The sequence below is a fragment of the uncultured Algibacter sp. genome (assembly GCF_963976535.1).
Lineage (GTDB): Bacteria > Bacteroidota > Bacteroidia > Flavobacteriales > Flavobacteriaceae > Algibacter_B.
On sequence record NZ_CAXBLF010000056.1, the window covers coordinates 1 to 20,903 of the forward strand.

At 31.8% G+C, this 20,903-nt stretch carries 22 protein-coding genes; 8 read left to right on the top strand and 14 right to left on the bottom strand.

The genetic code is table 11. The features are described from left to right. Positions 1-144 precede the first annotated feature (144 nt). The 5 genes from AAC024_RS12980 to AAC024_RS13000 form a co-directional block, all read right to left on the bottom strand. Positions 145-1,122 carry a mechanosensitive ion channel domain-containing protein gene (locus AAC024_RS12980; RefSeq protein ID WP_339895911.1) on the bottom strand — a complete coding sequence of 326 codons (978 nt, stop codon included), beginning with the start codon at positions 1,120-1,122 and terminating at the stop codon, positions 145-147. 1 nt (position 1,123) lies between these two features. After that, a complete protein-coding gene (locus AAC024_RS12985; RefSeq protein WP_339895912.1) occupies positions 1,124-2,437 on the bottom strand; it encodes an ABC transporter permease in 1,314 nt (437 codons plus the stop codon). 3 nt (positions 2,438-2,440) lie between these two features. Then, the gene (locus tag AAC024_RS12990) at positions 2,441-3,367 is read right to left on the bottom strand and encodes an ABC transporter ATP-binding protein (RefSeq protein ID WP_339895913.1); all 927 of its coding nucleotides are present in this window, start codon (positions 3,365-3,367) and stop codon (positions 2,441-2,443) included. A 751-nt stretch (positions 3,368-4,118) separates the two neighbouring features. Continuing rightward, positions 4,119-5,249, bottom strand: coding sequence for a molecular chaperone DnaJ (gene dnaJ / locus AAC024_RS12995; protein WP_339895914.1), 1,131 nt, complete (start codon positions 5,247-5,249; stop codon positions 4,119-4,121). 88 nt (positions 5,250-5,337) lie between these two features. Then, the gene (locus tag AAC024_RS13000; protein ID WP_339895915.1) at positions 5,338-5,877 is read right to left on the bottom strand and encodes a nucleotide exchange factor GrpE; all 540 of its coding nucleotides are present in this window, start codon (positions 5,875-5,877) and stop codon (positions 5,338-5,340) included. Positions 5,878-6,024: 147 nt separating this feature from the next. Here AAC024_RS13000 and AAC024_RS13005 point away from each other — a divergent pair, with 147 nt between their 5' ends. Further along, on the top strand, positions 6,025-6,678 hold the full coding sequence (locus AAC024_RS13005; RefSeq protein ID WP_339895916.1) for a YceI family protein: 654 nt from the start codon (positions 6,025-6,027) through the stop codon (positions 6,676-6,678). A gap of 166 nt (positions 6,679-6,844) precedes the next feature. Here the strand turns inward: AAC024_RS13005 and AAC024_RS13010 are convergent, their stop codons facing one another. The 3 genes from AAC024_RS13010 to AAC024_RS13020 form a co-directional block, all read right to left on the bottom strand. Next, entirely contained in the window at positions 6,845-7,750 is a 906-nt protein-coding gene (locus tag AAC024_RS13010; protein ID WP_339895917.1) for a TIGR01777 family oxidoreductase, read from the bottom strand. 212 nt (positions 7,751-7,962) lie between these two features. Beyond that, positions 7,963-8,646 (bottom strand): tRNA (5-methylaminomethyl-2-thiouridine)(34)-methyltransferase MnmD, encoded by a 684-nt coding sequence (gene mnmD / locus AAC024_RS13015; protein ID WP_339895918.1) that lies wholly within the window; start codon positions 8,644-8,646, stop codon positions 7,963-7,965. Between the two features lie 363 nt (positions 8,647-9,009). After that, positions 9,010-9,513: a DUF4920 domain-containing protein gene (locus AAC024_RS13020; protein WP_339895919.1), complete on the bottom strand. Its 504-nt coding sequence runs from the start codon at positions 9,511-9,513 to the stop codon at positions 9,010-9,012. Positions 9,514-9,606: 93 nt separating this feature from the next. Between AAC024_RS13020 and AAC024_RS13025 the strand changes: the two genes are divergently transcribed. Further along, positions 9,607-10,674 carry a branched-chain amino acid aminotransferase gene (locus AAC024_RS13025; RefSeq protein WP_339895920.1) on the top strand — a complete coding sequence of 356 codons (1,068 nt, stop codon included), beginning with the start codon at positions 9,607-9,609 and terminating at the stop codon, positions 10,672-10,674. 123 nt (positions 10,675-10,797) lie between these two features. On the opposite strand, the gene AAC024_RS13030 is transcribed toward AAC024_RS13025, so the two are convergent. After that, positions 10,798-11,184, bottom strand: coding sequence for a nucleoside triphosphate pyrophosphohydrolase family protein (locus AAC024_RS13030; protein ID WP_339895921.1), 387 nt, complete (start codon positions 11,182-11,184; stop codon positions 10,798-10,800). A 76-nt stretch (positions 11,185-11,260) separates the two neighbouring features. Between AAC024_RS13030 and AAC024_RS13035 the strand changes: the two genes are divergently transcribed. Next, complete coding sequence (locus tag AAC024_RS13035) at positions 11,261-11,446, top strand: hypothetical protein (RefSeq protein WP_339895922.1); 186 nt, start codon at positions 11,261-11,263, stop codon at positions 11,444-11,446. 413 nt (positions 11,447-11,859) lie between these two features. Here the strand turns inward: AAC024_RS13035 and AAC024_RS13040 are convergent, their stop codons facing one another. Continuing rightward, positions 11,860-13,899, bottom strand: a complete 2,040-nt coding sequence (locus AAC024_RS13040) for a dihydrofolate reductase (RefSeq protein WP_339895923.1) — start codon at positions 13,897-13,899, stop codon at positions 11,860-11,862. Between the two features lie 183 nt (positions 13,900-14,082). On the opposite strand from AAC024_RS13040, the gene AAC024_RS13045 reads away from it, so the two are divergent. Together AAC024_RS13045 and crcB are read left to right on the top strand one after the other, a co-directional pair. Continuing rightward, positions 14,083-15,102 carry an SRPBCC family protein gene (locus AAC024_RS13045; protein ID WP_339895924.1) on the top strand — a complete coding sequence of 340 codons (1,020 nt, stop codon included), beginning with the start codon at positions 14,083-14,085 and terminating at the stop codon, positions 15,100-15,102. Beyond that, a complete protein-coding gene (gene crcB / locus AAC024_RS13050) occupies positions 15,102-15,467 on the top strand; it encodes a fluoride efflux transporter CrcB (RefSeq protein WP_339895925.1) in 366 nt (121 codons plus the stop codon). Before AAC024_RS13045 ends, crcB begins: the two co-directional genes overlap by 1 nt. A 234-nt stretch (positions 15,468-15,701) precedes the next feature. Here the strand turns inward: crcB and AAC024_RS13055 are convergent, their stop codons facing one another. Both AAC024_RS13055 and AAC024_RS13060 read right to left on the bottom strand, forming a co-directional pair. After that, complete coding sequence (locus AAC024_RS13055; RefSeq protein WP_339895926.1) at positions 15,702-16,307, bottom strand: DUF1684 domain-containing protein; 606 nt, start codon at positions 16,305-16,307, stop codon at positions 15,702-15,704. Beyond that, the gene (locus tag AAC024_RS13060; RefSeq protein WP_339895927.1) at positions 16,307-16,834 is read right to left on the bottom strand and encodes a DUF4252 domain-containing protein; all 528 of its coding nucleotides are present in this window, start codon (positions 16,832-16,834) and stop codon (positions 16,307-16,309) included. Before AAC024_RS13060 ends, AAC024_RS13055 begins: the two co-directional genes overlap by 1 nt. Positions 16,835-17,359: 525 nt before the next feature. Between AAC024_RS13060 and AAC024_RS13065 the strand changes: the two genes are divergently transcribed. Together AAC024_RS13065 and AAC024_RS13070 are read left to right on the top strand one after the other, a co-directional pair. Next, positions 17,360-18,571 (top strand): MFS transporter, encoded by a 1,212-nt coding sequence (locus AAC024_RS13065; RefSeq protein WP_339895928.1) that lies wholly within the window; start codon positions 17,360-17,362, stop codon positions 18,569-18,571. 74 nt (positions 18,572-18,645) lie between these two features. Continuing rightward, the gene (locus AAC024_RS13070; protein ID WP_339895929.1) at positions 18,646-19,149 is read left to right on the top strand and encodes a hypothetical protein; all 504 of its coding nucleotides are present in this window, start codon (positions 18,646-18,648) and stop codon (positions 19,147-19,149) included. Position 19,150: 1 nt separating this feature from the next. Here the strand turns inward: AAC024_RS13070 and AAC024_RS13075 are convergent, their stop codons facing one another. Beyond that, complete coding sequence (locus AAC024_RS13075) at positions 19,151-19,594, bottom strand: Lrp/AsnC family transcriptional regulator (RefSeq protein ID WP_339895930.1); 444 nt, start codon at positions 19,592-19,594, stop codon at positions 19,151-19,153. Between the two features lie 123 nt (positions 19,595-19,717). Between AAC024_RS13075 and AAC024_RS13080 the strand changes: the two genes are divergently transcribed. Beyond that, complete coding sequence (locus AAC024_RS13080; RefSeq protein ID WP_339895931.1) at positions 19,718-20,113, top strand: hypothetical protein; 396 nt, start codon at positions 19,718-19,720, stop codon at positions 20,111-20,113. A 184-nt stretch (positions 20,114-20,297) separates the two neighbouring features. On the opposite strand, the gene AAC024_RS13085 is transcribed toward AAC024_RS13080, so the two are convergent. Then, a complete protein-coding gene (locus tag AAC024_RS13085; RefSeq protein ID WP_339895932.1) occupies positions 20,298-20,729 on the bottom strand; it encodes a hypothetical protein in 432 nt (143 codons plus the stop codon). Between the last annotated feature and the right edge of the window lie 174 nt (positions 20,730-20,903).

A 20,903-nucleotide genomic window follows, 5' to 3' on the forward strand; every position in this document is an offset into this window, starting at 1 on the left:
AATTACTCTGAGGTATAAACGAATACTCTAATCTTGCTATATCTGTGAGTTGCGCATTTACAGAACATAAAGTACAAATTAAACATATTGTTAAAATCCATTTACATTTACACTCACCCATATTTATTTCTGTCTAGTATATTTTTACTTCTTATTTTCTCCAGAATTATTGACTTTAAATTGAATGTTTTGATCTGGTTTTTGAATAATATGAATATCGCGTTGTGGAAACGGAATGCTGATGTTATTTTCTCTGAATAATCTATCAATTTCAAAACGAATTTCACTTTTAGGAAAACGTGCATTAAAACTATCGTTGATTGTGAAAACAAGTTTAAAATCCAGAGAGCTCTCTCCAAAATCTATAAACAAAACGGTTGGTGCAGGATAATCCAATGTGTCCTTATGATCCGTTGCTGACTCAAGTAATAGTTTTTTAACCAGTTGTACATCGCTACCATAAGCCACACCTACATCAACACTTTCTCTGGTTGTTGTCCCATTTTGAGTCCAGTTATAAAGACTATTAGTAAGATATAAATGGTTTGGAATAACTAAAACCTTATTATCAGCCGTGGTTGCTCTTGTTGTTCTAAGTTTAATTTCTTCTACTCTCCCAACTTTACCTTCTATTTCAACAATATCACCAACGTGAACCGTTTGGTCTACAAGAATAAAAATTCCAGAAATAATATCTTGAAACAAGGTTTGTAACGCTAAACCAACACCAATTAATAAAGCTGCAGATGCCGCAAAAATTGCTGTCACATTAATACCTACAGAATCTATGGCAATTAAAAAAACAATAATGTAAATAAACCATCTAGCAAATGAAAAAACCGTATTAAATTTCACCTTATCACCCTCAGGCATTTTGCGTGTTACTAGTTTTTTTATCCAACGTAGAATGTAGGTTGTAAAAATAAGTATTACTAAAATAAGCAATACATATTTCACTTTTATAACACTGGTAATTTTCTCCTCACCACCAACAACTTCTGTGAATGTATAGATATTATAATTAAGAAAATCGACAATCTTTTCCCATAGAGAGCTATCGGTAATTACATCTCCAACATGCTCTACTTTATTTTCAATATTTTTTTTTACTTGATCTTGCATATTAATACTTTATCCATTTAATCAACTCTTTATAACTAGGTTTCTTCCCATACATTAAAATTCCAACACGATAAATTTTTGCAGCAAACCAAACCGTAAACATAAATGACCCAACCAGTATTAGTAAAGATAACACTTGTTGCCAAATCGGAACACCAAAAGGAATTCGCATAAGCATAACAACTGGTGATGTTAATGGTATAAACGAAAATACTATTGAAACAGTGCCGTGTGGGTCTTCAATAACTGTAAATATACCAATATAAACGGCTAAAATAAGTGGCATAATTATAGGCAACATAAACTGTTGGGTATCGGTTTCATTATCAACTGCGGCACCAATGGCTGCATATAAGGAGCTATACATTAAATAACCACCAATAAAGAACATAATAAATGCAATAATTAAATTGGCTAATGGTAAATTATAAAATGCTGAAACTATGTTTTGAAGTTGAAGATTTACCTCCGGATTCTCCATAGCTTGTTCCAATACCTGTTGTTGTGGTGTTTGCATTTGCGCCATGTCTATGCCTAGAATTAACGAAGTTACTGTCATTAAAACACCGCCTAAAATAATCCAAATTACAAATTGTGTAATACCAGCTAACGAGGTTCCAATAATTTTACCAAGCATTAATTGTACTGGTTTTACTGAAGAAATAATAACCTCTATAATTCTACTTGTTTTTTCTTCAATAACACTTCGCATAATCATATTTCCATAAATAATTATAAACATAAATAACAAATACCCTGCTGCGCCTCCAAAAATAAGTTTAACAATACTATCAACTTTTGATGTTTTTTTACCTTCAAAACTTTCTTGATTAATTTCAATATTAACTATAGAAGCTTTTAACTTTTCAACATCAATACCTTCTCTAATTCTATTCTGAAGCGTTAGTTCTGACTGAATTTCACTTTCTAAATTTGAAATTAAAGTTAGTGATGGTGACTCTTCTGAATAGAAAGTCAGATCTTTTGATGTTAGTTTTCCTTCTGAAATATCACCAATATGCAATAATCCATATCCTTTTGTTTCTAGAACTATTGTTTTTGCATCCTCAACCGACATCCCTTCAAGAACATTATAAGACGTGTTTCCTGAATTTTTAAAAACATCTTTTACTAGTCCAGATTCATCTAAAATAGATACCACTCTTATTTTGTCATTATTTAATTGTGATAAATAGGCAACAACTGCAATAAGGGCTATGAATATTAGAGGACTCAAAAACGTCATAATAATAAACGATTTGTTTTTAACCTTAGTTAAATATTCTCGTTTTATAATAAGTGGTAAATGGTTCATAAGTTAGTTACTCTTTACGGCTTGAATAAAAATATCGTTCACACTAGGAATCAGTTCAACAAAATGTGATACGTCTCCTTTATTAGCTAGGTAACTCAATAAATCATTTGGTTTTTCACCTTGCTGAAGTTTAATATTGAGCTTTAACTCATCTTCTAAAGTTTTAAAATTAGCTTTAGATACATTAAATTTTTCCGACAACGCCTTTTCTAATAAGAAATGATTATGGGCTCTAATACCTACTTCAAAAGTATTGATTTTATATTGGCGTTTTATATCTACCAATTTCCCATCTAATATTTTATTTGATTCGTGTATCAAAGCAATATCATCGCATAATTCTTCAACCGATTCCATTCTGTGAGTAGAAAAGATAACTGTTGCTCCGTTTTCACGTAATCGCAAAATTTCGTCTTTAATTAAATTTGCATTTATAGGGTCGAAGCCCGAAAAGGGTTCGTCAAAAATTAATAATTTAGGTTCATGAAGCACCGTAACTACAAATTGTATTTTTTGTGCCATCCCTTTTGAAAGCTCTTGGATTTTTTTATTCCACCAATCTCCAATCTCTAAACGCTCAAACCAGTATTTTAATCGCGTTTTAGCTTCTGCTTTACTTAAGCCTTTTAATTGTGCTAGGTATATGGCTTGTTCGCCCACTTTCATAGACTTATATAAACCACGTTCTTCTGGCAAGTACCCAATATCCTTAACATGTTTTTGGCTAAGTGGTTCTCCGTCTAAAATTACAGTACCCGAATCTGGCATCGTTATTTGATTAACAACCCGTATAAGTGTTGTTTTTCCTGCACCGTTAGGCCCTAACAAACCAAATATGCTACCTCTAGGTATTGTAATTGATACATCATTTAAAGCTTTAAAATCTCCAAAGTATTTGGAAACATTATTGACTTCAAGTAAGTTATTCATGCTAAATTTTTAATTAACTGGTAATTTCCAAATAAACTTCAAAATAACCGATTAAATTTGTTTCTATTTCCTTTATATTTCAATATAAAATAGAACCGTTCCCGATAGCTATCGGGATAAGGCTATGCTCATATTTTCTATTTTATCTAATGAAAATATAATTCAAATTTATTATCAATGATTTTGAAACTCATTTGGAAATGGTAAATATATTAAATGTTGTGTGAGAAGCTTACCTCTTTAGAATTAATTTATGATTCAAATAATAAGATATTTTTTAGTACATGACAAAAATATAAAAGTGTCACATTGAGCGCAGTCGAAATGCTTTTGAATACGATATTTCCAATGTCTTCGACTGCGCTCAGATTGACATCCGATATATTATCAATTTTTGTCATGTACTCAGAAGATATTTAGTAAATAAAAAAGTGATCCCGAAATAAATTCGGGATTAGTTCAACTTACAATTTTTAGTACGCCTTTTAGGCTTCTAAAAATTGAGTTTCATTAAAAAAACAAAACCCACCCTCAATAAAATTAAGGATGGGAAAAAAATTGCTATGAAAAAGAAAAATTACCACTAAAATAAATTAGTGATATTCAAATATAGTTTTTTTTTCAATACTAATAGCAAAACTATTAAATATCTTCTCTTTTTTGGTGAAAAAAATCCGCTCAAAAAAGCGGATTTTATAATTTTATATAGTGCTTAAAATATAAAATTAAAAGCTTGTAGAATATATTCTGACTAGGAGAACATATCTTTTACCTTCTCAAAAAATGATTTATCTGAACTTTCAGGTTTAGGTGCAAAATGCTCATCATCTTGCATAGATTCAAAAAATTCTCGTTGTTGTTTATTTAGTGTTTTTGGAGTCCATACATTAACATGTACTAACAAATCTCCCTTACCATAACCATTTATACTCGGGATCCCTTTTCCGCGTAAGCGCAAAATTTTACCAGACTGTACACCTGCTTCAACCTTTATACGTACTTTACCTGTAACCGTATCAATTTCTTTTGAAGTTCCTAATACAGCATCAGGGTAACTTACATATAAATCGTAATGTAAATTATCGCCTTCACGCTGTAATTTATCGTGTGTTTCTTCTTCAATAACAACAATTAAATCTCCAGAAATTCCATTTCCAGGAGCTTCGTTACCTTTCCCAGACACCTTAAGTTGCATGCCATCAACTACGCCTGCTGGTATTTTTATAGATACCGTTTCTTCGGCAACTTTTAAGCCTTGTGCATCTGCATCACTTGGTTTTTTATCAATAGTTTGTCCTGCACCACCACATACATTACACGGTGCAGATGTTTGCATTCTACCCAAAATAGTATTTGCAATACGCGTTACTTGCCCACTACCGTTACAAGTAGAACAGGTTTTATAAGTAGTTCCAGGTGCTTGAACTTTACGTTTTACTTTTACTTTTTTCTCAACGCCCTGAGCAATTTCTTCTAAAGTAAGTTTAACACGAATACGTAGATTACTTCCTTTTACACGACGTTGGCCACCGCCACCGCCAAAACCAGAAAAACCACCACTGAAGCCTCCGCCTCCGCCACCAAAGATATCACCAAACTGACTGAATATATCATCCATATTCATACCACCACCGCCAAAGCCTCCGCCTCCGCCATTCTCAAATGCTTGATGACCATATTGATCGTAACGCGCTTTTTTATTATCGTCGCTTAATACTTCGTAAGCTTCAGCTGCTTCTTTAAATTTAGACTCTGCGCCTTTATCATCAGGGTTTTTATCAGGATGAAATTCTATAGCTTTCTTTCTGTAAGCCTTTTTAATTTCAGCAGCACTTGCCCCTTTATTAACGCCTAATGTTTCGTAATAATCTCTTTTAGCCATTCCCATCCCAACCCTTCCTACTTCGACTGCGCTCAGCACAGGCTCGGGAAGGACTTTTTTAATTAATATTTATTGTTATTTAATTTTTCTATTGTCCTATAACTACTTTTGGAAAACGAATCACTTTTTCTCCTAAAAGGTATCCTTTTTCAACAATGTCGATAATTTTCCCTTTTAAATCATCACTAGGTGCTGGTATTTGAGTAATAGCCTCATGGATGTCTGCATTAAAAGTATCACCTTTTTTAACCTCCATAAGTTTCAACCCTTTTTGTTCCAATGTTTTTATTAATTTCTGATAAATCAATAACACCCCTTTACGTAACTCTTCAGCTTCTTTATCTTCATCAATGTGGGTTAATGCACGCTCAAAATCATCAAGAACTGGTAACAAATTTTTCATTACATCTTCACTAGCCGTTGAAAACAATTCTATACGCTCTTTAGCTGTGCGCCTTTTATAATTTTCAAACTCAGCAAACAATCGTAAAAACTTGTCGTTTTCTTGCTTTAATTTAGCCTCCAATTTTTCCTCCTTCGTTTCTTCTTCAACAACTTGCTCTTCCCCTTCAATAGTTTCTGCTTGAGTCGATTCCACTTGGTCGTTTTCTATATCTTTTTTACTCATGGTAAATTCAATTTTTTCAATCTTAAATTTAGTTGGCAAAAGTACTGCCAATATTATAAAATTGTCATAATGTCATTAAAATAATTTTAATTTTTTTTTTGATGGTGAATGCCTAATTTTGCAACATAAACACTAAAATATTTTAAAATGAAAAAGAATTTTGCAACAATTTTATTTATTACCGCTTTAATTATTTCTATTATGTCATGTAAAGACAAAGCAAAAGAAGCTGTAACTACGGTTGCTGAAGCTGTTGAAGAAACAGTAAATTCTGAAGTTTACGCTGTAAACAACGACGTTTCAACTATTGAATGGAAAGGTTTTAAACCTACAGGATCGCATAACGGCACTATTGCTATTGAGCGTGGTGTATTAGATGTTGCTGATGGAAAGGTTGTTGGTGGCTCTTTTATAATTGATATGAATTCTATTACGGTTACAGATCCTCCAGCAGATAATAAAGGAAACGCTAAACTTACTGGACACTTAAAAAGTGCTGACTTTTTTGATGTTGAAAAACACCCAAGTGCTGGTTTTACTGTTACTGGTTTAGAAGAAGTTGATGGAAAAATGATGCTTTCAGGTAATTTATCACTTAAAGAAGCTAAGAATAATGTTACGTTTCCTGTGACTGTTACTAATGAAAATGGAGCTATTACACTTTCTAGTGAAACATTTACTATTGATAGAAGTAAATGGAATGTACAGTATGGTTCTAAATCTTTCTTTGATAATTTAGGCGATAAATTTATTAATGATGATATTGAATTAAAAATTATGGTTACGGCTGCTAAGTCTTAATCTATAAAAATTTAATTTTTTTAAAGCTACTTTGTAGAAACAGGTTGGTTTTTTTGGCTGAATTGAAACTAGACTTATCAGAAAAATAAGTTAAATAAGTCGTTTAACAATCGATAAAGTTTATTGTAACGGAACTTTATCTTTGTATTAAACGAACTTCCTGAAATCACTCCAATAAATCCTTCAAAGCTGGCTCTAAATAATTATATTTAAAATAAAACCCCATATCCTCTACATTTTTAGAACTCACACGCTGGCTTTCGAATAATAAAATATGCATGTCTCCCAAAACAAGTTTCATAAAAAACTTAGGGATATTTGGCATAAATAAAGGCTTCTGCAAAGCACTAGCAGCGGTTTTTGTTAACTCATTATTAGAAACAGGATTTGGAGCTACACCGTTATAAATGCCACTTAAATTATTTTGTAACACATACAAAAATAGATTTGCTAAATCGTGAATATGAATCCATGATTGCCACTGTTTTCCATTACCAAAAGCAGCTCCTAAACCAAATTTTATAGGTTTTACTAGTTCTGTTAGAGCACCACCTTTATTTGAAAGGACTAAACCAATTCTAATTTTTGAAACGGTAATATTTAATTTTGAAAATTCATCAATAGCTTCTTCCCAAACGGAAACCACTTGCCCTAAAAAAGAGGAACTTGTTTTGTTATGAGTTTGGTCGTAATAATTGGTTAATGAATCTGGATAAATGCCAATAGCACTTGCTGAAACAACTTGTTTTACTGTGTGAGTTAACGCCTTTAAAGTATTTACTAATAAGGCTGTAGTTTCTGTTCGACTCGCCAAAATTTCGTTTTTGTAGCTAGGCGTCCAACGTTTTGAAACTGTGGCTCCTGCTAAATGAATAATTGCATCAACACCTTTAAAGCAATCCGAATCGATTTCCTTTGCTTTCGGATTCCAATAAAAACCTTTATAAATTTCTTCTTGAACAATCTTGGATTTACTTGTAGTTAAGTAGTTTATTTTTATGTCTTTTTCATGACAAAGCTTCACAATTTCCTGACCAATCAATCCAGTTGCACCAGTTATTAAAACTCGCATTTTCTTTTTTTATAAAGTTACAAAATGGTTAAGGTGTTTACTAGGATTTTGTATTAGGTTTAACAGAATGAGGAAAAGTTGGAAGTTTTGAGCAAGGATATAAAAAAAATCAAATCGCGCAAAGGCGCTAAGACGCAAAGCGAAAAAATATTTGAACCTATAAATTAGTCCCCTAAAACAGAATACTGCGACCGAGACTGTATACTGCAAATTTATTTAATGGCTCGTAGCATTTCTCGTTTACCTGGTGGCCCAGGAAGTCTTTCAACAGTAAAACCAACGGCTTGCATAGCTCTACGCGCACTGCCTTTTGCTGAATAAGTAACTAATACCCCGTTAGACTTTAAAGCTTTATACATAATTTTAAATATACTTTCTGTCCATAATTCGGGTTGTACTCTGGCTCCAAAAGCATCAAAATAAATGATATTATATGTTTCTGTGTCTTTGATTTCAGAAAAAAGCTGCTTTCTTTTCATTAAAGTGAAACCTTCACTTATTTGATGTTTCTCTTCCCAAGATACATTATGAAGGGTTTTAAAATGCACCGCTCTATTTTCAGCATTTAGCGTTTTAGTATAATTCAACGCTTTAATTTCATCTTCTGAAACAGGATAGGCTTCAACACCATTATAATCAATATTTAATTTTAATTTTTCGGCTTCTAAAAGCGTAATAAACGCGTTTAAACCCGTGCCGAAACCTATTTCTAAGATAGAAATATTTTGATGAGATTCTTCACTTCGTTCTGAATGACAGAAATGATGCAAGCCATGTTTTATAAATACATGATAGGCTTCTTGTATGGCGCCATGTTTGGAATGGTACTGTTCATCCCATTCTGGTATATGTATGGTTGAAGAACCATCGGCAGTAATGATGATTTCACGTTTCATGTCTTTTATTTTTTATTTTGGATGGTAAGGTAATTAGACATATTAAAATGTTAATTTAGACAAAAGAGCATAGACCGCTTCGCTTTTAGAATAAAGACTTGTTTGTAACTCATTTTAATTTGGACAAAAATAATATTAAAATGTTGCTTTACTAAATTAGAGTTGAAACGTTTTTGATTTTGTTTAATACTTTTTAAATACGCTTATTGTTTGCAGACTGAATTACTGACAACTGATGGCTGACCCGCGTTAGGGATAGTAGTGGAAAGCCCACAGCCCGACGTAGGAGGTGCGAGGACTTGTAACGGATAGCCCGACCCTTGTGGTAACGCCCAAAACTTTTAAAAAACGAATACGCTTATTTTATTGTGCTACTAAAACGCCATCGGCTTCAAATGAAAAAGTTTTTTTTGGCTCAGTAATTTTAGCAATTTCTTCAGTAGATTTTCCCGCATCCTCAGCATAATGACGTTGCTCGTCAACTGATAGTTCTTTTACAAAAGCCATTCCATTTATAATCACCTTTTTTCCTGTAATATCTTTGGGGACAAAAAAACCATAATCTTTAAATTTTACCATAACTTCATTTTCATCATCTAAATTTAATCGCATCCAACAGCCTTTGGTTTGACAAACTTCATTCACCTCTGCTATTATTTTTGAGTTTATACTGTCTCCAACGTTCATAGTTTTAAAATGTGCTGCCATTGAACTTGCATCAATAGCATCATCAGCAATAATTTCTGTGCCAAATGAGGCATATTCTATTTTTTCAATTTTTACTGAATTTTTAACTTCTTCTTGCCTTTTATTTTTGCAAGAATTTAACATTAAAACACAGATAATTAGTAAGGTAATTGACTTCATGCTACAAATATTTCAATTTTAAACGATTTATGTAAATATACCGCTTTTTAAAAACGTTTTTCTTTAAATTTGTCTCATTAAACAACTAGACTTATGAATACTATAATCAATGATATAGAGATTATAAAGGCTAAAAGCTCAAAAATCAACGACGTAGATTTTGACAATTTAAAATTCGGACATGTTTTTTCTGATCACATGTTAGAATGCAATTATAAAGATGGTAAATGGCAAGCTCCAAAAGTGATGCCTTACCAACCGATTGTGTTAGATCCGTCTGCTAAAATTTTTCATTATGGGCAATCTATTTTTGAAGGTATGAAGGCCTATAAAGATGTTGATGAGAAAGTCTGGTTATTTCGTCCGTTAGACAACTTTAAGCGTTTGAATATTTCAGCTAAACGATTGGCTATTCCTGAACTTCCTGAGCATTATTTTATGGAAGGTTTGAAAGCGTTGTTAGAAATTGACAAAGATTGGATTCCTAAAAAAGACGGAAGCACCTTATACATCAGACCGTTTATATTTGCGTCTGGAAATGGGTTTCATGCTTCTCCTGCTGATGCATATAAATTCATTATTTGTACAGCCCCTTCTGGAGCTTATTTTGCTGGTGAAGTAAGGGTTTTAATAGAAGAAAAATATTCTCGTTCGGCAAATGGTGGCGTAGGTTTTGCAAAAGCTGGTGGAAATTATGCTGGACAGTTTTACCCAACGCAATTAGCTATTGAAAAAGGCTATCAACAAGTGATTTGGACAGACGATAATACGCATGAATATATTGAGGAAGCTGGTGCTATGAATATTTTTATTCGTATAAATGATACGTTGATTACAGGGCCAACAAGCGATAGAATTCTTGATGGAATTACCCGTAAAAGTATTATTGAATTAGCTAAATCAGAAAATATCCCTGTTGAAGTTAGAAAAATAACGGTAAGCGAGGTTGTTGAAGCGGCTAAAAATGGATCATTAAAAGAAATGTTTGGTGCTGGAACAGCAGCCGTAATATCTCCTATTGCTGGATTTGGATATAAAGATGCTGATTACGAGTTACCTAAATTTGATGATACATACGCTAGCTACTTAAAAAAGCGCATTACGGATATACAAACTAATAAAGCTGAAGACCCATTTGGTTGGCGTTATGCGGTTAAGTAAAGCCCTTCCCTATCCCTTCCCAAAGGGAAGGTGATACTCAAATGAATAAAAAATGAGAGGTAATTTACCTCTCATTTTGTTTTATGTTAGATTCTGAAACAAGTTTAGAATGGTATCTTAATTTTATTTATCTAAAATAAATTGAATATCAGGTTTGAAATAATTTGGTCCTTTTAGCACCTTACCATCTTCACGATAAATAGGCTGCCCGTCTTCTCCAAGTTTACTCATATTACTACGCTGTATTTCTTCAAACACGTCTTCAATTTTGTGCTGCATACCATGCTCAATAATAGTTCCGCATAAAATGTAAAGCATGTCGCCTAGTGCATCGGCAACTTCAACCAAATCATTATTGTTAGCAGCATCAAGGTATTCTTCGTTTTCTTCTCGCATTAATTTATAACGCAATATATTTTTAGCTAAACCTAAATCTGCTTTAGGAGCTTCTCTGTGTCCTATTTTAAATGCCGTATGGAAAGCTTTTACTGCCTCAATTTTATTTTTCATCGTTAATTTCGTTTTTCATTTCCTAGAAGGAGGAAATCTCATCTTGTTTTCATTAAATTTGCATAAAAGTAACGATATGTTTAGTAAAGGTCAAATCATTTTTGGAATTATATTCTTTATAGTCTTTGCTATTATAATTGCTTACACCTACCGGAAAGATTTCAAACTTCACAAACGTTTTTACGCTGGTAGTGTTTGGGTTTTAATTGCCTTTATTGCTTTTATTTTATTTATTTCTGCTATTAAGTTTTTCTTTAAGTAAAACCCTACTTTCGATTTTTTTAGTCTCATATAAATAAATACCATTTATTGACGCAACCTTTTTTAAAACGCTGCATCTTGTAAATAACTAATCCGTCTGAAAATGAATATTTTATTAATTATAAGTACTCTCATTGTTGTTAATATAATACTATTAGTCTTTAGCGTAAACAAAAAAACTGATCCTTGAATAATTAGTTTGATGACATTTTGATATTTTTTAGATGTATTAATAAGTACAAATATTATGAATATTAAATATCATGGAAATATTTCTAATCCTTTCTTTTCTAATTGCTCTCAATATTCTCCTTTTATTTTTTAGTGTAAACAAAAAAAACAGAACCTTGATTTAATACCAAATCAACTATAAATTGGTATAAGATTCTGCTTTTTTATCTCTTTCTTTAAGTTTTAATTTACTTCTGGCAGGAAGCTATAACGCTTGCTATAATCTAACATCTGACTAGTAAATGTTTCTGGCTGTGTTACTTTTACACTGGTAATTTCTCCTTCTTCATTTTTTTCTGCCACTAAAACAGGATTTACAAAACCACTATAAGGTGCAGATTTAAATTGCTTATTTCTATCTAAAACCTCAGCATGAATTGCTTGATCTACTTTTACGCCATAACCCTCAACTAAAGCTTCAACAGCAGCATAATCACCTTCAGATTTTATACGTTGAGTTTCACGCAATAATTGTCCAAATAAATCATGAAGCTTTTCATAATCATTTATGTTAAAATAGGTTTTACCATTGCGAGTTACTTTTTCAATCACGTTATCTGCTTTTCCTTTTTCAAACGCCCAAGCCGAAACCCATTGTCTGTTTCTCATGTGTGCCTCTTCAACATCATCGCCTAAATTTAAACGTATTAATTGCGTCATTAAGCCATTTCTAATATATCCATCATAAGCGGCCATCCCAATTGATTTCCAATCTTTTACTAATCCTAATTCTTGTAATTTTGGGTTGTATAGATAATAAAGTCCAACTAAATCTGCACGACCTTCTTCTAAAGTAGATTTATAGTTTTTTAGTGTTTCTTTAGTTTCTCCAACTCCAGGATTTAATTGCCCTGATGCATGTCCAATAACTTCGTGTAATGCCGTATGCAATTTGTCTGCTAATTGTCCATGTTTTTCTTCTAACTCAAACTCTTCATCATCGTTTACAAATTCTTTTAAACGTCCAGAACTAGCTGCATTATTATAAGCATTTGTAATATTCCCAAGAGAAACCGACTTACTTCCAACAGCGGCACGTATCCAGTTAGCATTTGGTAAGTTTACACCAATTGGCGTACTTGGTGATGCATCTCCAGCTTCACCTCCTACATTTACAACTTTGTAAGTTACGCCTACAACATTTTTCTTTTTATGGGCGTCCATTAAAGGTGAATTATCTTCAAACCATTGTGCGTTATCCGATACAACTTTCATTTTTTGAGACATATCAAAATCATTAATCTGCACAATAGTTTCGTAAGACCCGCGATACCCTAACGGATCGTTATAAACTTCAATAAAACTATTTATATAATCAATATTCCCCTCAGTTGCTTTGGTCCAAGCTACATTATAATCATCCCAAGTTTGTAAATCGCCTGTTTTATAATAATCAATTAGCAAACCAAGTGCGTTACCCTGAGCGTCGTTTTCAGCAACACCTTTTGCTAATTCTAACCATTTTATAATTTCATCAATAGCTTCACCATATAATCCACCAGATTTATAAACACGTTCTTTTAAAACACCATTTTCTTTAACCAATTGCGAGTTTAAGCCAAACGATAAAGGCCTTTTAGGGTTAGGAGATATTTTTGCTTTATAAAAATGCTCAACATCATCATTGGTAACATTTGGTCCATAAAAGTTCACCGCAGAAAGTGCTACATTGTCAACAGCTTTGGCTTGATTTACTTTCTTAGCATCTTCATCATTAAAAATAACGTTAAACGCATCTCCTTCTAATACGGTATTTGTTTCTGCTAATAATTCTTTTAAATATTCGGAAGAAAACTCTGGTTTTATTTTATCGTTAGAATAATGATGATGAATTCCATTACTAAACCAAATACGTTTTAAATACGTTACAAAGGCACCCCAATTATCTGAAGATTTATCACCTCCATAATTAGTGTAAACATTTTCTAGTGCTTTTCTAATTTTTAGATTGTGCCTGTAATTTTGATCCCACATAATATCTCTTCCAGACAAGCCAGCCTGAGTAAGATAATAAACCAACTTTTGTTCTTTTAAAGTCAATTGTTCCCAACCAGGTATTTGGTATCTCAATACTTTGATATCAGCAAATTGCTCTAAATTATGATTAAATGAAATGGTTTCTTTTGATGCCATATCATCATTATTCTTTTCGGATTTCTCATTACCACATGACACTAGAATTGTGGTAATTAACACTAAATTTAAAATTGATGTAAGTTTCATTGTATAATTTATATTTTAATTATTGAATAAAAAATCGACAAAAAAAGCCTTTAAATTATTGATTTTATTAAAAAACAAACTTTTATCTATTGATAATTTATTTTGAACACAACAAATGTAATAATTTATTAATCGAAAATTAAAAATGATTACCTTTGATTTGTAAAATTTCAAATTAAAAAAATGAAAGCTCTCAAATACATTTTATTCTTATTACTCATCGCTATTATTGGAATAGCTATTTATATTGCTATACAACCTAATAGTTTTGAAGTTAGCAGAACTAGAACGATAAAAGCACCTGCGGCAGTGATTTACGATAATGTTATTGATCTAAAAAATTGGGAAGCGTGGTCGTCTTGGGCAGAAGCAGACCCAGATATGAAAATTATACTTTCAGAACAAACTGAAGGCGTTGATGGATCTTATTCTTGGGAAGATAAAGATGGTATGGGTACGATGAAAACTATTGAATCTGTTCCGAACAAATCTATACTACAACAAATGCAATTTGCAGATTTTCCGCCATCAGATATAACTTGGGACTTTAAACCAAACGAAGATGGCTCAACAGATGCCACATGGACTATTTCTGGTAAAGATTTACCTTTTGGCTTTAAAGCTTTTGCCACTATAATGGGCGGTATGGAAAAGCAAATCGCACCTCATTATGAGCGTAGTTTAGAAAAATTAGATAGCATTGTAGTTGCTAGCATGAAAAAGTACAGTGTAACCGTAAATGGCATTACACAGCACGGTGGAGGCTATTATATTTATAATACAACGTCTTGGGAAATATCTGATTTGGGAAATAAAATGCAAGAAATGATGTCTAAAGTTGGTAAGTATGCCATGAACAATAATATAAAAATGGCTGGTGCACCTTTTACAAGTTACCATAAATGGGACCAAGAGAATAACGCAGTAATGTTTTCTTCCTCTGTGCCAACCACCGAAAAAGTGATTTCTTCAGAACCTGATATTTTAACAGGGCAATTAAAACCATTTAAGGCCGTTAAAACGACTTTAAAAGGTGATTACAGCAATTTAAAAGAAGCTTGGGAAACAGCATCAAAATACATAAAAGATAATAATTTAGAGGAGTTGCATAATTCATCAGCTCTTGAAGTTTATCAAACAGGTCCTATGAGTACATCAAATCCTGCAAATTGGATTACTGAAATATACATTGCTATAAAATAATGAAGCAACTTCTATTGGTTTTTGTTGGCGGTGGTTTTGGTAGTGTTTTACGCTATGCCATCGGAAAATATTTAAACAGTGCTGAAACGGGTATTCCTTACGGTACATTTGCTGCCAATATTTTAGGAAGTTTACTTATTGGTATTATATTAGGTTTAGCAGCTAAAAATGATGCTATTTCTCAAAATCAAACCTTGCTTTTAGCCACTGGTTTTTGTGGTGGTTTTACAACCTTTTCTACGTTTGCTTACGAAAACTATGTGTTTTTAAAATCTGGCGATTTTACAAGTTTTGCGGTTTATACTATAGCAAGTTTTGTAATTGGGTTTTTGGCTGTTTTTGCTGGGTTGTACTTGGTGAAGTAAATTTTTAAATTCCCTTCGACAATCAAAGCCATGTCTATTGAGCCAAACAACATCAATTGGACGAAAAATTAAATATTACGAGGTGTCTAACAATGGCAACATTACCCAAATAATTTATTATGGTTTTATGCCAAACCAATGTGAAAGTATTTATCAAACGACTGGATTTCGCTGGAATAATCCTGTGAATCCTAACCGCTAACCAAACTAGTCAAAAAAACACCTTAACCTTATTTAATGCTTATCAAAAGCCTTCACCCCAGCCTCTACCCTAGTTTTTAAATAATTTTCTCTAGGTACTATTGGACAAGAATATTTTTCATCGTAGGCGCAGTAAGGGTTATAAGCTTTATTGAAATCAATTACCATAGTATCGCCTTCAGGAATTCTAGCGTCAATATAACGTCCGCCTCCATAACTTTCTAGTCCGTTTGTTTCATCTGAAAATGGTAGGAATAAATAATTTTCAAAACCTTCCTTTTCTATTAATTCCTCGTTTTTATAAACATTTAATTGATGAATTTCACCTTTCAATTCAAAAGTTAAAATCCCAAAAACACGCTCCTTAGAAATTCTATCTGTTGTTGTTCTCATATTAAACCATTTAGAGTTTGGTGTTCTTTTTAATTCAGCTTTAACAACATAAATAGAATCAAACTTGAAAAAATCCAAGCCCTCAAACACCTTTCTATCTTTATTTTTTAAAGGCGATCTGGAAGCATCTTTATATTCAGCATTTAATTCTCTTTGAAATTTGGTGTCGCCTTTTAAAGCACGTTTTTCTTGAACACAACTTAATAGTGTTATTAAAAAAATACATAAAACAACTGGATTTCTCATTAGTTTTTTGGATTAAATGAAGGGTTAAAATTCGTTTGATAAGATTGCATTAAATCATTGGAAAAGCTATTAAACGTATCTTCATCTGCAAACGATTTAATTTTATCGGGGTCAAAATTACCTTGTAAATAATAGGCGGTGGTTTCAGTTTTAGTACTATTAAAAATGATAGCTTCGGTTACTATTGCTCCAAATTCTCGTACTGATATAATTCGTGTATGGTCCACTTCATTTTTTCTAAATACGTCCGTAAAACCTCTATTAGTTACTGCACTCATTTCAGCAATAAGATTTTGACGCGTTAAGGCATCTACCTTTTCAAACTTTATATATTTAAAATCTGAAATATTACCAATAGCATGTTTTACTTCTGGCGAAATATTGCTTAAAACCGCTTTCATAAAATTAGGTACTTGAAATGATGTTGCACCCATATCCACTTTGTGTTTATCATAAAAACCTTGAAAACTACTTCCGCAGGAAACCAGCAAAAAACCTAAACTTATTACTAAAACTATTTTCTTCATTTTAAAAAAAATTTCATCTCAAAAATACAACTTAAACTAAATAATTTTTAAAATGATTGAAATTAAATTTGAATTATATTTTCTTTAGATGACATAAAAATATAAGCAAAGTATTAGTTAAGATTCTATTTTCTATAGAAAGTATAAAGGAGATAGAAACGAATTTAATCGATCATTTTGAAGTTTATTTGGTATTTGAATTATTTTATTTAGCTTTGGTGCATCAAAAAAAATAAAAATGCGTAATAGCGTCACTATTTATAGAAAGCAATTCACCTCTTGTTATACAACAAGAAGTTGGGCTCGTTATATATTGTGGTGATGTTAATATAAAATATTACAATATTAAAAGTCCGACTTCACCGTCGGACTTTTTATTTTTAGTGAAACTATCAATTTTAAAGTTTGCGCATTAAATTAATATAGTTGAACTAATTCTGATGCATATCAGAATCTAATAAAATTAAAAATTATGATAAATGAAATGAGATTTCCGCTTTTGCGGATATGAAAAAAACTCAACCAATGAAAACACTATTCAACAATTACTTAAACACTTTTAAAGGACTTTCTAAAGAAGTTTGGTGGCTAGCTTTAATTACACTTATAAATAGAGCAGGTACCATGGTTATTCCTTTCCTATCATTATATCTAACCGAAGACTTGGAGTTTTCGTTGAGTAATGTAGGTACGTTAATGGTGTGTTTCGGGTTGGGATCTGTAGTTGGCTCGTGGCTTGGTGGAAAATTAACAGACACCATAGGTTACTACAAAGTAATGGTTAGGAGTCTTTTAAGTACAGGTATACTATTTATAGGACTACAATTTTTAAATACATTTTATGCTTTATGTTTAGGTATATTTTTGGTGATGCTAGTTGCCGATATGTTTCGTCCAGCGATGTTTGTAGCGTTAAGTGCATATAGCAAACCAGAGAATAAAACACGTAGCGTAACACTTATTAGATTAGCTATAAATTTAGGGTTTTCTGCAGGACCAGCTATTGGCGGAATAATTATTACAACTTTGGGTTATGGTGGTTTGTTTTGGTTAGATGGTATTACATGTATACTTGCTACCATAGTTTTAATTATGGTTTTAAACCCTAAAAAATCTATAGTATTAGATGATATTATATTGGCTAATCCAGATTCGGCTTATAAAGACAAAGCTTTTATCATCTTTTTGGTAGCCATGTTTTTATTTGGTGTTATCTTTTTACAATACTTTTCTACAATGCCAATATATTACAGAGAAGTGCATATTTTAACAGAAATAGAAATAGGATTATTATTAGGTGCCAATGGATTTTTCATTTTCTTGTTAGAAATGCCTCTAATTAAATGGTTGGAAAATAGTAGGTTTTCAAAAACAGACCTCATGCTAATTGGTGCTGTATTAACCGCATCAAGTTTTATTATTTTAAATGTTACAACTTGGTCTGGAATATTAATTATTGGTATGTTTTTAATGACTATTGGAGAAATGATAGCCTTTCCGTTTTCAAATGCATTTGCTTTAGAACGTGCTAAAAAAGGAAATCAAGGTGAATATATGGCATTGTATTCCATTGCATTTTCTATGGCTCACATATTTGGACACAAAGCTGGCATGCAAATGGTTGATAACTGGGGGTTTGATAATACTTGGTACATGATAACAGTTATAGGTGGTTTCTGTGTGCTTTTATTACTTGTTTTAAAAAACCATTTAAGTTTAAGAAAGCAATTAGATTAGAATAATTAAAATACCTTTCATTACAGAAAAAGAATATTAAATTTCTAGGTTATGAATTTAAATCAAATATTTGTATGATGAAAAAATGGGAAAAATTACCAGTTTTTAAAAAGGCAATGGAAATTCAAAAACTAGTAGACCATATAGTTGAAAGTGTTGAAAAAACCGATATTGATTTTGAACACGATATTGAAGCAGAAATGCTTAAAAACAACATAAGTTACATGAGAGAAAACTCATTAATTATTCCAGCAAAAATTGCCGGTGTTGCAGATGAAGACATGCTTTTTGATATTAAAATGGAAAATGCTGCCATTATTAGAAAATCTGCCAGAGAACTTATAACTGATGCTCGTGGTATCCAGATGCATGGCTTTAAGGATGTTGAATACCTGGACTTACTTAGAAATGAAATAGAGGAATTTAGAATTCTTTTTGCTGAATGGGTAAAAACTTTTGATTGTTGGAATTATATTATTGATCGTTGGGGTCTTTTTAACCCGCCAGGTGTGAATTATGATGACATTGATCCAGACGATAATATCCCATTCAATCCTGATGATTTTGAAGAATTTTGAATTATTTTATTGGAATCACCTCTTTCTGTTTTACAACACGAGATAAAACAATTTGTGTTTTTGATTCCCCATAACTAATTAATTGATCGATGAAAGCTTCAAGGTGTTTTTGATTTTTTAAAACTACTTCCATAACAATGTTTTCATCACCTGTAATTCGGTAACAATTAATAACCTCATCATAAGTTTTTACCTTTTCTAAAAAAGGCTTAAGTTTACCCATAAAGGCTCTTAAAGTTATTATAGCCTTTAGTTGATAACCAATTTCGAAAGGTGAAACAATAGTTTTATAACCTTCTATAATACCCAGATCTTCCATCTTTTTAATACGCTCTGAAACTGCAGGTGAACTTATACCAACTTGCCTACCAATTTCTGCATTAGATAGTCTTGCATTTTGCTGTAAACACCTTAAAATCTTACTGTTAATCGAATCTAAACTCATTTAAAGGAAAATTAACTAAAAATAATTAAATATTAAAGCAAATATACGTTTTTACTTTAAAAGCTAAAGTTGAATGTCATTTCTTGTGAGTAATTTTGGTGAAATTGCTTATAGAATTAGATTATGTTACACAATACCCCACCAAATCTATCGGATTTACCGGTTTATCAAAAGGCATTAGAGATTTTTGCCTTATCTCAAAATATATCAACATATTTAATTCACGACTTATCTAATCTAAAATCAGATGGTTCTGAAGATAGCAATATTTATTTTTCTGGAGATATTATTCAGCAATCTGTATCATTAGTTCCTGAAATTATGAATGCTGAATTGGAGCGCTTCTCAGATAGAAAGCATAAACATCTTGACACTCTTAAGCGTCTAACAAATAAGCTCTACAAAAACTCTTATAGGTTAGAACGTTCAAATAGCAATGGAAAAGATTTTTTACCAATTCTAAGAAGTGAATTGAAAAAATTTAAAAAGCTTCAGAGCTCTTGGATGCTTACTTTATAATACTTCTTAAACTAAATTTCAGTTTAGTACATGACAAAAATTTAGAATAGAATAATAAATCGTACATATATAGTATATTACGGCTTTTTCATTACTTAGACCGCAGGTTTTGAAAACCTGTGAGATACTTTGTTATCCTGAAATTGCAAATAGTTTATTTCTCAAAATTAATTTTTGTTATGTACTAAAAAAATTTAATAAACTTCTGCCCGCAACCTTCTATGCATTGATACCAAAGTATGAGGTCACCACTAGTTGATAAATCAAAATAAACTTTAGCAGAACGCGAACTACATGAATTTGGAATTATTTCACCGTCATATTGTGTATCAGAATTATTGTCGCTAGTTTTCATATAAGTTCCAGTAACAGTTTTTCCAACTTCAGATGTCATAAAACATAAATCGCCATTAACTGAAACTGTACCATCATTAAAAAATTCGATAACGCGTTTACTTGAAATAGGCTGAAACGTGCCACTGCCATCTCCAGGGTCAGCAAGCTGTTCAATAAGTTTCCATTTTCCAATTAGACCTGTTTCATCAGTTGGTGTGCTGTCGTTTGATGTACAACTCGATAGTATAACTATTAAAACTAAAAGCAAATACTTTTCCATTCTAATAAGAAGTTTGTTTCTATTATTAGATGACTAAACTTAAAAATGGTTGCGTAGTTAACTAAACAAAGTGTAACTAAAAGTTATTTAAAACACAATTTGACCAAATTAGTTTTAAAAGATCCCGAGTCTGAGCTCGGGATAAGCGATTCACTCTCTTTTTCTGAAAAAGAA